The 12824-nt window shown below is 34.5% G+C and carries 7 protein-coding genes; all 7 read left to right on the top strand.

Features of this window, described 5'->3' with window-relative positions; all coding sequences use genetic code 11:
- Window positions 1-66 precede the first annotated feature (66 nt).
- The 7 genes from H8R22_RS14345 to H8R22_RS14315 all read left to right on the top strand — a co-directional run bounded on the left by H8R22_RS14345 (window position 67) and on the right by H8R22_RS14315 (window position 12764).
- The gene (locus H8R22_RS14345) at window positions 67-816 is read left to right on the top strand and encodes a DeoR/GlpR family DNA-binding transcription regulator (RefSeq protein ID WP_187011083.1); all 750 of its coding nucleotides are present in this window, start codon (window positions 67-69) and stop codon (window positions 814-816) included.
- 113 nt (window positions 817-929) lie between these two features.
- Window positions 930-2855 (top strand): glucosamine-6-phosphate deaminase, encoded by a 1926-nt coding sequence (gene nagB / locus H8R22_RS14340; protein ID WP_187011082.1) that lies wholly within the window; start codon window positions 930-932, stop codon window positions 2853-2855.
- Window positions 2856-2989: 134 nt separating this feature from the next.
- Complete coding sequence (locus H8R22_RS14335; RefSeq protein WP_187011081.1) at window positions 2990-5899, top strand: FAD-binding and (Fe-S)-binding domain-containing protein; 2910 nt, start codon at window positions 2990-2992, stop codon at window positions 5897-5899.
- A gap of 244 nt (window positions 5900-6143) precedes the next feature.
- Complete coding sequence (locus H8R22_RS14330; RefSeq protein ID WP_187011080.1) at window positions 6144-8072, top strand: amino acid permease; 1929 nt, start codon at window positions 6144-6146, stop codon at window positions 8070-8072.
- A gap of 221 nt (window positions 8073-8293) precedes the next feature.
- Window positions 8294-10702 carry a TonB-dependent receptor domain-containing protein gene (locus tag H8R22_RS14325; RefSeq protein ID WP_187011079.1) on the top strand — a complete coding sequence of 803 codons (2409 nt, stop codon included), beginning with the start codon at window positions 8294-8296 and terminating at the stop codon, window positions 10700-10702.
- 140 nt (window positions 10703-10842) lie between these two features.
- Window positions 10843-11676, top strand: a complete 834-nt coding sequence (gene lgt / locus H8R22_RS14320) for a prolipoprotein diacylglyceryl transferase (RefSeq protein ID WP_187011078.1) — start codon at window positions 10843-10845, stop codon at window positions 11674-11676.
- Window positions 11677-11777: 101 nt separating this feature from the next.
- Window positions 11778-12764: a phosphotransferase gene (locus H8R22_RS14315; protein WP_187011077.1), complete on the top strand. Its 987-nt coding sequence runs from the start codon at window positions 11778-11780 to the stop codon at window positions 12762-12764.
- Window positions 12765-12824: the final 60 nt, after the last annotated feature.

Here is a 12824-nt window from a genome sequence, read left to right as displayed (position 1 = left end):
ACTGATAGCGTAATTTGGAACCATTTATTTTAATACATTTGTATATCATAAATTTATTTAATACATATGTTAAAAGTAGAAAGGCGTAACTTTATAATGGCTAAGTTAACTGAAGAACAACGTGTTAATACTATTGAACTAGCGGAGGTTTTAGGTTTGTCAGAAGATACGATAAGAAGAGATTTGCTGAAACTGCACGAAAAAGGCTTACTTGAGAAAGTATATGGTGGGGCGATTCCTATCTTACATAAGGAGAAAAGCGTATTTGATATTGTTATTTCGAATGAAAAAAAGAAAACAGCAATTGGACTTAAAGCACTTTCCTTACTACATGATGGACAAGTAATCATTATGAGTGGAGGTACTACGAATTTAGTTTTTTCAAAGTTAATTCCTCCTCTATTAAGCGCCACGGTGTACACGTATAGCTTACCAATAGCGATGCAATTGTCACAATATCAAAATATTGATTTGATATTTATTGGAGGTAAAATGCAAAAAAATGCAATGGTTACTATAGGTATAGATGTGCTGCAAGTTTTGTCAAAGATTAAAGCTGATATTTGTTTTATGGGTGCTAGTAGTATTAACGTAGAGCAGGGATTAACTGAAGTAGGGTATGAGGTTTCTATTGTAAAAAAAGCGATGCTAGAAGCATCAGATAAAGTTGTTTCCATGTTTACTGCTGACAAACTTAATAGTAAATCACCACATGCAGTATGCGGAATTAATCTCTTAAATACCATTGTAACTGACTTAAATCCAAATGATACTCTTTTACAAAGTTATAAAGATGCGGGTGTAGCTATTATTTAATTTGCAGTATTTTGCGGTATTTTAATTAAATTTAAGTAGATAATGCGTTTTATTGCATTTTGAATGCTTTAATTTTTTATATTTGTTGAATTATCTACTCTAAAATATCAAATATGACAGCCATTCGCAATCTAAATTATGTAGCACCTGGTAAATACGAAACCACTCGTTTTGAGAAAATTCATAGTGAGATTTTTAAAAACTCTCAAGAAGCATCCAAAATTGTCGCTTTGGAAATAGCAGATTTGATTCGGTCAAAACAAGCGGAGGGCCAAAATTGTGTTTTGGGGCTTGCAACTGGATCTTCACCAATACTTGTGTATGCAGAATTGGTTCGAATGCATCGTGAAGAAGGATTGAGTTTTGATAGTGTTATTACTTTTAATTTGGATGAATATTACCCAATGAAGAAGGAAAATAATCAAAGTTACCATTACTTCATGCATGAACATCTATTCAATCATATTGACATTAAAGCTGAGAATGTACACATACCCGATGGTACAGTGGTAATTGAAGACTTAAATCAATATTGTGCAAATTATGAAGCAAAGATAAAGAATGTTGGCGGTCTCGATTTTCAATTGTTAGGAATTGGTCGTACAGGTCATGTTGGTTTTAATGAGCCTGGATCCCATACAAATTCTGCAACACGTTTGATCACGCTTGATCATATTACTAAGGTCGACGCTTCCTCAGACTTTAATGGAATAAGTAATGTTCCCAAAAGAGCTATCACGATGGGAGTCTCTACTATTTTAAGATCTAAAAGAATTGTTCTACTTGCGTGGGGACAAAATAAAGCAGCAGTTGTAAAGCGAACAATACAAGGTGATATTAGTTCTGAAATTCCTGCTACATTCTTGCAAAATCATTCTAATACTACCTTTGTTTTAGATCAATCAGCAGCATCCCACTTAACACGACTTGATACTCCTTGGCTTGTTGACGAATGTGTTTGGACTCAGGAAATGAAAAGTAAAGCAATAATTTGGCTTTGTCTGAAAACGAAGCAATCTATTCTCAAACTTACTGATAGGGATTATAATAATAATGGTATGTCCGATTTATTAGCGCAAGAAGGTTCTGCTTACGATCTGAATATCAATATGTTTAATAAATTGCAGCATACGATAACAGGTTGGCCGGGAGGAAAACCAAATACTAGCGATACTAATCGACCTGAAAGAGCAAATCCTTCGATAAAAAATATTATCCTATTTAGCCCACATCCTGATGACGATGTTATTTCGATGGGAGGAACTTTTTCTAAACTAATTAGGCAAGGTCATAACGTTCACGTTGTTTATCAAACTTCGGGAAATATTGCAGTAACTGATGATGAAGCTTTGAAATTTGCTGAGGTTAGTAATGATTTTATTGGCAATAATGGTATAGATATTAATTTTAATTCAGTGATTGATTTTTTAAAAAATAAAAAAGAAAACCAAATTGATACAATTGAAGTACGCAAATTAAAAGGGCTTATTCGTCGTCGAGAATCTTATGCAGCAACTCGCTATATTGGTCTGAAAGATGATAACATTCATTTTCTAGATCTGCCTTTCTATGAGACAGGACAAATAAAAAAAAATCCTTTAGAATTACAAGATGTAGCTATAGTGATGGAGATTATAGAAAAAATCAAACCGCATCAAGTTTTTGCAGCGGGTGATTTAGCTGATCCGCATGGAACTCATGAAGTTTGTTTGAACGCTATTTTTGAAGCAATGGGGAAACTCAAGACTAAAATTGATATGAGTAATTGTTGGTTGTGGTTGTATCGTGGTGCGTGGCATGAATGGGATATCGATGAAATAGATATGGCGGTGCCTTTAAGTCCAGATGAGGTTTTATTGAAAAGGCACGCTATTTTATATCATCAATCTCAAAAGGACAGGGTTATGTTTCAAGGTTCTGATTCAAGAGAATTCTGGGTAAGAGCTGAGGATAGAAACAAAAATACGGCTAAAATATATGATGATTTAGGGCTTGCTGAGTATGAGGCAATCGAAGCCTTTAAACGCTTTGATTATTAAATATAAAGTTAATTAATATAAATGTTCTAAAAACTTGATTGCTATTTTTTAATGATATTTTACTAGTTTGCTGCTATTATAATCATCAAACTATAAATTATATTTGTAAAAACAAAAGCAATACCCAATTCAAAATGCTTACTAAACATCAGTTCCAAAAATTAGCAGTATCATTAGATGGCACGCTTTTATTCGACGACCTTCATAAAACATTGTATGCTACAGATGCTTCGGCTTACCGTATTATTCCTTTGGCTGTGGCTTTGCCTAAAACAGATGCTGATATTGTAAATTTAGTTCATTTTGCAAATGAACATTCGATTTCTTTGATTCCAAGAACTGCAGGAACATCGCTTGCAGGGCAAACTGTAGGGGAGGGTATTGTGGTGGATGTGTCCAAGTATTTCACTAAGATTCTTTCTTTCGATCCTATTAAAAAAACAGTAACTGTTCAGCCAGGGGTAATCCGGGATGAGCTTAATTTATATTTAAAACCGTTCGGATTATTTTTTGGTCCTAATACTTCGACCTCAAATCGATGTATGGTAGGCGGTATGGTCGGGAATAATTCTTCGGGAACAACATCCATTCGATACGGTGTAACTCGTGATAAAATCATTGAGATCAGAACTATTTTGAGTGATGGATCTACAGCTGTATTTAAGGATTTGACATCAGCTGAGTTTTTAGCGAAGACCAATGGAACTTCTTTAGAGAATTCGATTTATAGATCGCTGCACGTTGAACTTTCTGATTGTAAAACCCAAAACGAAATAAAAAAAGAATTTCCAAAGCCAGAAATTCACAGACGAAATACGGGTTATGCCGTTGATGTGTTATTGCAGTCAGACCTCTTTGGCGGAAGCCAACCAACGATAAATGTTGGAAAACTACTATGCGGAAGCGAGGGAACTCTGGCCTTCACAACCGAAGTAACCTTGCAATTAGATGATTTGCCACCGACCAATAATGTAATGGTTGTGACACATTTTACAAGTATTCAAGAAAGTTTAGAAGCGGTTTTGGTTGCCATGAAACACCATTTGTACACTTGCGAAATGATAGATGATACCATTTTAGATTGTACCAAAACAAATAAAGAACAAAGTAAAAACAGGTTTTTTATTAAAGGAGAACCCAAAGCAATGATGTTATTTGAGGTTGCCTCACATGAAAGCATGGAAGATGCCGAAAACCAAGCTAATGCGTTGATTAAAGATTTGGAAGAGCATCAATTTGGTTATGCTTCTCCAAAGTTATATGGAGTAGATATTGAAAAGGTAAATGAACTTAGAAAAGCGGGATTAGGTTTGTTAGGAAGTATCGTTGGTGATGATAAAGCGGCAGATTCTATAGAAGATACTGCAGTTGAGCTAAGCGATTTACCAGCTTATATTGCTGACTTTTCAGCGATGATGGAGCGACATGGACAAAGCGCGATTTATTATGCACATGCTGGAGCGGGTGAATTACACTTGCGTCCTGTTTTGAATCTAAAAACTTCAGAAGGCGTTCATCAGTTTAGAAATATTGCTACTGAAGTTGCTATTTTGGTAAAAAAGTATCGAGGCTCTTTAAGTGGAGAACATGGTGACGGAATTGTACGTGGTGAATTTTTGCCGTTTATGATTGGCGAGAAAAACTACGAATTGCTTAAGCGAGTAAAGCTGGCTTTCGACCCAAATTCGGTTTTGAATATGGGTAAAATCGTAAATGCCTTAAAAATGGATGAGAATTTTCGTTTTGAAACCGATAGGGAAGAACCAGAGATTCAAACGCTTCAAGATTTCTCTGATAGTATGGGTATTTTAAGAGCAGCCGAGAAATGCAATGGATCTGGCGACTGTCGCAAATTACCATCGGCAGGAGGGGCTATGTGTCCAAGTTACCGTGCTACCCGTAATGAGAAAGATACCACTAGGGCACGTGCGAACGCGTTACGAGAATATCTGACTCATTCTGAAAAAGAAAATAAATTCAATCATAAAGAATTATACGAAGTATTTGATCTTTGTGTGAATTGTAAAGCTTGCGCAAGCGAATGTCCTTCTAATGTTGACGTAGCTTCCTTGAAAGCCGAATTTTTGTACCAATACCAAAAAGCAAATGGTTATAGTTTTCGAAATAAGATTTTTGCGAACAATGCAAAAATGAATGCGATGGGAAGTTTGTTTCCATCCTTAACTAATTTTGTGGCTAATTTGTCATTTGTGAAAAAAGCAATGGGAATCGCTCCTGAGCGTGAAGTACCTTTTCTAGCGCCACACACTTTAAGAAAGTGGTTAACGGATCACCTAGCAACACCGGGAACCTTCGATAAAGGGAAATTATATTTGTTTATCGATGAGTTTACTAACTATTATGATGTTCAAGTAGGTATTGATGCTTACGAGCTGCTAACAAAAGTAGGATATCAAGTTTTAATAGTGAACCATGAGGAGAGCGGAAGAGCTTTTATATCAAAAGGATTCCTTGAGGAAGCCAAGCTGATTGCGATTAAAAATGTTTCTACTTTTGCACCTCTTATAAATGATAATTGTCCCTTAGTAGGTTTAGAGCCATCGGCGATATTAACCTTCAGAGACGAATATTTGCGTCTAGCCGAAGATAAAGCTGCTGCAAAGCAACTGGCTAAAAATGTCCTAACGATTGAGGAGTTTTTTAAGCGAGAAATAGGAGTTGGTAACATTCAAGAGCATCAATTCACTGATGAAGAAAAGGAAATTAAAATTCATGGGCATTGCCATCAAAAGGCGTTGAGTTCTATTGAGGCCACTTTTGCTATGTTAAATATTCCGAAGAATACAAGGGTTACCATTTATAACTCAGGTTGCTGCGGTATGGCAGGCTCTTTTGGTTATGAAAAAGAACATTACCAGATTAGTATGCAAATGGGAGAAGATACTTTGTTCCCAAAAGTCAGATCTACAGCTGCCACCACACTTATTGCATCGGCTGGTACAAGTTGCCGTCATCAAATTTTTGATGGAACTAGCCGAGAAGCTCAACATCCGGTATCTATTTTGAGAAGTTATCTGAAATAATTTTGAAAATTCAGACAATTATTTTTCTTTTTTGTTTTTCATTTAAAGCAGTCATTTAATTATCAAAGTACTTGTAAAATTTCAGTAAAAATAAAGCGTTTTTTTATTTAGGAATATCAAAAAATAAGGTGTTCAAATATTGAATTAGTTTTATACATTTGGTTTTTAAATTCAAGGACAATTATTTTAATAATAATTGAATTTTGGGAGGTTTATACTAAGTTGTAATGAGAAAAATAATTATATGAAGGGTTCGAGTTTGTTCAGAAAAAAGACAGTGCAAGATATACTTAAACAAGTCGAAAGAAATGAAGCTGACGGACACAATGCGTTAGGAAGACACCTTACAGCTAGAGATTTAACCGCTTTCGGAATCGCAGCGATAGTCGGTGCTGGTATTTTTAGTACTATTGGTAAAGCGAGTGCTGATGGTGGTCCTGCCGTTATATTTTTATTCCTCTTTACCGCACTTGCCTGTAGTTTTGCTGCTTTTGCTTATGCTGAATTTGCATCGATGGTACCAGTCTCTGGTAGCGCGTATACTTATTCCTATGTAGCTTTTGGAGAGTTAATAGCCTGGATTATTGGATGGGCGCTCATTATGGAGTACGCCATTGGAAATATTACCGTGGCCATATCCTGGAGTGATTACTTTACAGGTTTACTGGAGAGTGGTGGAATTCATTTACCGCAATGGGTGCAAATGGATTACTTAACGGCTTCAAACGGCTTCACTGATGCTACTGCATTGATGCAAAGTGGTAAGGCATATGAAAATTTAAGTGATGGTTTAAAAGCTTCTTACATGGCTTGGACTACTTCGCCAACTATTGGTTCCTTTCATTTTGTAGCTGATTTACCAGCTCTATTTATTATTGTCTTAATCACTGCTCTTGTTTATCGCGGAATGAAAGAGTCGCGTAATGCGAGTAACCTGATGGTAGTTGTAAAATTATGTATCATTTTATTAGTGATTGCGGTGGGTGTATTTTATGTTGATACAGACAATTGGACTCCGTTTGCGCCTAATGGAGTGAGTGGTGTTCTAAAAGGTGTGTCGGCAGTGTTTTTTGCCTACATTGGTTTTGATGCGATCTCTACAACAGCCGAAGAGTGTAAGGATCCCCAGCGCGATTTACCACGAGGTATGATGTGGGCTATCATTATTTGCACCATATTATATGTTATTATCGCCTTAGTATTAACCGGAATGGTAAATTATAGCTTACTTGACGTAGGTGATCCTTTAGCTTTTGTATTTGCTAAATTAGATTTAAAATGGATGTCAGGTATCATTGCCGTAAGTGCTGTAATTGCAATGGCAAGCGTATTGTTGGTATTTCAAATGGGGCAACCTCGTATTTGGATGAGTATGAGTCGTGACGGTTTATTACCAAAGAAATTCTCTAGAGTGCACCCAAAATACAAAACGCCATCGTACGCAACTGTGGTGACTGGTTTTGTCGTAGCTATTCCTGCCTTGTTTTTAAATTTAACTATGGTTACTGATCTATGTAGTATAGGTACTTTATTTGCTTTTGTTTTGGTGTGTGCAGGAGTTCTGGTGCTACAAAATAAAAAAGATATTCCAAGAGGGAAATTCAAAACCCCTTATGTGAATTCAAAATACGTGGTTCCTTTTATGTTAGCCGCAGGTTTGTTTTATGCTTTTAATTACAACAATAAAGCGACAATGGGTTTTATTACCAATGAAGCCAAAATTATTAGTGCGACTGATATTATAACATCTTTGAATCAAGACGATTCTAAAAAAGTCTACGATTACCTTGTAGGTCTTGAGTCGAAAACAATTACGGAAAACTTAGACTTAGAAAACTTACTAAGTCAATATCAAAAAGACGAGGCAAAGTATGCTGCCGTAGTTGCTAACTTGCCTATTGATAATGAATTAAAATATGAAACAGGTTTTACTTTGTTCAAGCATAAAATCCCTATGTGGATTTTCCTGGTTGTTTTAGTGGGATTGACAATTTGGTCGTTCCGTCAAAACCTTTCTCTAATACCTTTATTAGGATTGGTTAGTTGTTTGTATATGATGGCTGAACTTAGCGTTTGGAACTGGATTTATTTTACGATTTGGTTACTTATCGGACTTACGATTTACTTTGGCTTTAGCCGAAAAAACAGTAAATTAAACCTTAGAGAAGTTTAATTACTATCGAATAGTTACAAAGCCGTCTTGAATACATTAAGGCGGTTTTTTATTTTAAGTTGTTATTAGCAAGGATTGAAGTAAAACGCAGAATCTACTTTTTAAGAATACCATATACTAGTTTCGAAAACTAAAATTATTTTTACAGTTAACATTCGCTGTAAGTAATCCATATATTTATTACTTACTTTTACATTTCAATACTAAAGGACAATTTTAACATGCGAATAAAAATAGTACTGACTTTACTACTTCAATTAGTTTTGGTTTCGGCTATACATGCTCAAAAGAGTGTAACAATATCTGGAGTTATTAAGGATAGAAAGACCCAAATCGTTTTACCATATGTTAACGTGGTTTTAAAAACTGAAAAAGATGCTGCTTTTATCAGTGGAGTGATTAGTAATGAAGCAGGTCGGTTTTCGCTGGCTAAGGTGCAATCTGGAAATTACTATTTAGAATTCTCTTATATAGGATACATCACCAAAAAACAGAACTTGTTTGTAGGTTCGTTATCTGATTACTTAGATTTGAACACAATAGAATTAGAGGAAAATTTAAATCAACTAAACGAGGTCGTTATAATCTCTAAAGCAGATGAAATTAGCGAGAAAATGGATAAGAAAACATTTTCCCTGCAAGACAATATTAGTCAAACCGGAGGATCTGTACTTCAAGCCATGCAAAATTTACCAAGTGTCACCGTTCAAGATGGTAAAGTGCAATTAAGAGGTAACGATAAAGTCACAGTTTTAATTGATGGTAAGCAAACAGCCATAACTGGTTTTGGAGGCCAAACAGGATTAGATAATATTCCGGCATCGGCAATTGAAAAGATAGAAATAATTAATAATCCCTCCTCAAAGTATGATGCAAATGGTAATGCGGGTATTATCAACATCATTTATAAGAAAAACAGAAAAAACGGTTTCAATGGAAAACTAGGTTTTACTACTGGTGCAGGATCCTTGTGGGTTCGTAAGGAAAACCTTCCAACCATCAGACCTCAATACACATTTACACCTAAAATCAACCCTAATGTTTCCTTAAATTATAGGAAAAACAAAGTTAACGTGTTTTTTCAAGGTGATTATTTATATACTGAAACTTTAAATAAAAACGAATTTGTAAGCAGGACGTATGATGATGGTGATATTATTAATTCACAACTAAAAAGAAATAGAAACACGCATTTTACTACTTTAAAATCAGGAGTTGACTATGCTATAGATGATCAAAATTCGGTAACTATTTCGGGACTTTTTGGAAGTGAAAAAATTATTGATCGCGGTGATCAACCTTTTTTTAATGCAGATTTTTCACAACGCCGACGCTTATGGCAGTTTCTAGAAGATGAATTGAAGACTACATGGATGGCTACCGCTAATTACCAACATAAATTTAAAGAGGCTGGTAGGTTATTGAATATGGGTTTCAATTACACCTTTCATCGTGAGGATGAAAAATATTTCTATGATAATTTTTTACCATCATCTACAGGTACAGATGCATTTAAGCTTTTGTCAGATGAACAAGTGTATGATTTTAATGTAGATTACATTAAGCCACTTAAATATGGTCGAATAGAAACGGGTTTAAAACTACGCAATCGCAATATCCCGACGAACATGCAATTTATCCCGGGAGCAAATTCGGTTTTAGATGCAAGCGCAGGTGGAGCAGCCACTTACAAAGAGTTAATTCCTGCTGTTTACGGAAATTATATTTTTGAAAATAAATCTTGGGAGGCTGAACTAGGGTTGAGGGTAGAGTATGTAAAAATACAGTATAATGTAAATGAGGACCATCCTGTTTATACAAGTGATAGTTATAATTATATGCAACCCTTTCCTAACTTTCGTTTGGCGTACAAAATTAATGACAACAATAAACTTTCGGCTTTTTACAACCGTAGGGTAGACCGACCTAATGAGGTAGATATTCGTATTTTTCCAAAGTATGACGATGCCGAAATTATTAAAGTAGGAAACCCAGCATTGCGACCACAATTTACAAATTCAGTAGAACTTGGTTATAAAAATAATTGGGAAAAAGGAAGTTTGTACAGTGCCGCTTACCATCGTTTTGCTGACGGAACGATTACACGAATTTCTAGCACCGTGGCGGGAAGTCCTATCATTTATGCTATATTCCAAAACGTAAACAAAAGTTTTAATACGGGTCTGGAACTGGTTTTAAGTCAAGAAGTATCAAAGTTATATTCTTTTAATGTTAATCTAAATGCGTATCGTAATGTTATAGAGGCCTTTACTGTAGAAAATAAATATCCAGTTTTAAATACGTTTTCGGCTGAAAAACAAGAACTTGTATCAGGAAACTTTAAAATAAATAATACGTTTAATTTTCGCAAAGAGTTTAGCGCACAATTAACCGCTATTTATTTAGCTCCAGATATAATTCCTCAAGGAAAAATTAAATCACGATTTTCAGTAGATCTTGGAATCAAAAAACTACTTCAAAAAGGGAAAGGTGAATTATTCATTAATGCCACAGATGTATTAAATACGATGATCACTAGAAAAGAAATTACAGGTCAAGGTTTTGATTATACCAGTAATGATTATTACGAAACTCAGGTAGTTCGAATAGGATATAGCTATAAATTTTAATGATAACGAGTATCACGTACGTATTTGTATGTGTCATAATCTATGCAATAGCGTTTTGCTTACCGTTAAATTGAGAGAAACAGCATTGAATTTTATGCATGATTGTATTTGATTCTGAACTTTAAAAATAAATAAATTGTATGACTGCATTATATGTAAATTGGGATTTTAACGATCAAATTATTTCTATTTTTGGTTTCCCCCTCAAATATTATGGGCTTTTGTTTGCCTCTGGATTGCTTTTATGTATGTACATTCTAAAAGGAATTTTTAAAGCTGAAAAACTTAGTAACGAGGCACATGAGGCTTTATTTATGTATGGTATTATCGGGATATTTGTAGGAGCCAGGTTAGGGCATTGTTTTTTTTATGATTTTGATTACTATTCGCAACACCTATTAGAGATCGTTTTACCTATTCAAAAAAATGCGAATGGAGTATACCAATTCATTGGTTATGCTGGACTAGCAAGCCACGGCGGAACATTAGGTTTGCTGTTGGCCTTGTACTTCTATTCTAAAAAGTATCAAATAAAATATTTGATGTTACTTGATCTCATTGCAGTTGTCGCTCCATTAGGTGCTGCTTTTATTAGGTTTGCTAATTTGATGAATTCTGAAATGATTGGTAATCCAACCACCATGCCGTGGGCTTTTATCTTTAAAAGGATTGATAATGTACCTCGACATCCTGCACAGCTTTATGAAGCGCTCTCATACCTACTAATATTTGCATCAATTTTTATTATTTACAAAATGAATTCGATTAAAATTGGTAATGGTTTTTATTTTGGATACGCAATCACTTTAATATTTATAATGAGAATAGTAATCGAATTTGTAAAAATTAATCAAGTCGAATTTGAAAACGGTATGCTTTTAAATATGGGACAGCTATTAAGTATCCCTTTCTTAATTGTAGGATTGTATTTCGTAGCTAAAAATATTTTCCGCAAAGTTCCTAAGTCATTTTAAGTTGCTGTTTCGTATGTTACGGATTTAAAAGTGAATGAAACATACTCGATTTATTTGCAAAAGTTCTAAAAGCAATATCCAATTAATAAAAGCGAAAATAGATGTCAACATTCCCCGCTAGCGCTTCCACTTTATCGGAAAATGAATTAGGTCTTTTCGTTCGAGATAGGTACAATTTAGATAATAGTTTTACTTGCAAATTATATCGAACGGGACTAAATCATACTTACTTTATTTCAAATGGAATAAATAAATACGTCATTAGGGTATATTGCCATAATTGGAGAAGCAAAGCGCAGATTATAGAAGAGCTCGAGCTACTTACGATCTTAAACGACAATAATGTTTCTGTTTCGCATCCTATAAAAGATAGAAATAACAATTTTATTCAGGAGGTTATGGCAGCAGAGGGAAAGCGTTACATTGTACTGTTTTCGTTTGCAAAGGGTGATAAAGTCCGTTTTATCAGTAATGAAAATTGTGCTGCTATTGGTGCAATTATGGCGCGTATTCACAATATCACTGAGTTTTATTTTACTAGTAGAGTACAGTATACACCAAAGTTATTGCTGCAGGATGCGTACATGAATTTTAGGTCGTTTTTTTCGGAAGATTTAGATGAAATGATTTTTATAAAAAGTACCGCTTCGCAAATAGAAAAAAAATTAGAATTCAATAGAACTCAGAGCGGTCTTAGCGGAATGGTGCACCTTGATATTTGGTATGATAATTTGAGTATTAACAACGAAAATGAAATAACTATATTTGATTTTGATAATTGTGGTCAAGGTCTATTTGTATTGGATGTAGGCTATTTTTGTAAGCAGTTATTTTTTATTGAACAAGATAAGAAAGTGTACGAGGAAAAAGTGAAAAGCTTTATTGCAGGGTACAGAACCAAAAGAGAATTATCAGAAACTGAAATAAAAATAATTCCCGAAGCTGGAGCTGCTGTTTTTATTTTTTATCTCGGTGTACAAGCGCAGCGTTTCGATTGGTCTAATATCTTCTTCACTGAAAATTATCTCAAAATGTACAGTTCTAGAATAAAAAATTGGCTGGAATATTATAAAATAAACGATAAATAGTAGAAGCTGTACTTATTTTTTTTAGCATAAATTGAAACAAAAATAAATCGATATGAAATC

Source organism: Flavobacterium kayseriense, assembly GCF_014305095.1.
Lineage (GTDB): Bacteria > Bacteroidota > Bacteroidia > Flavobacteriales > Flavobacteriaceae > Flavobacterium > Flavobacterium kayseriense.
This window is presented reverse-complemented; position numbering and strand designations above follow the sequence as displayed.

Bases quoted from the DNA above. Each gene is read 5' to 3' on its own strand.
- H8R22_RS14330 (WP_187011080.1), top strand. From the start codon at position 6,144: ATGAAGGGTTCGAGTTTGTTCAGAAAAAAGACAGTGCAAGATATACTT.
- H8R22_RS14335 (WP_187011081.1), top strand. From the start codon at position 2,990: ATGCTTACTAAACATCAGTTCCAAAAATTAGCAGTATCATTAGATGGC.
- H8R22_RS14345 (WP_187011083.1), top strand. From the start codon at position 67: ATGTTAAAAGTAGAAAGGCGTAACTTTATAATGGCTAAGTTAACTGAA.
- H8R22_RS14315 (WP_187011077.1), top strand. From the start codon at position 11,778: ATGTCAACATTCCCCGCTAGCGCTTCCACTTTATCGGAAAATGAATTA.
- lgt (WP_187011078.1), top strand. From the start codon at position 10,843: ATGACTGCATTATATGTAAATTGGGATTTTAACGATCAAATTATTTCT.
- nagB (WP_187011082.1), top strand. From the start codon at position 930: ATGACAGCCATTCGCAATCTAAATTATGTAGCACCTGGTAAATACGAA.
- H8R22_RS14325 (WP_187011079.1), top strand. From the start codon at position 8,294: ATGCGAATAAAAATAGTACTGACTTTACTACTTCAATTAGTTTTGGTT.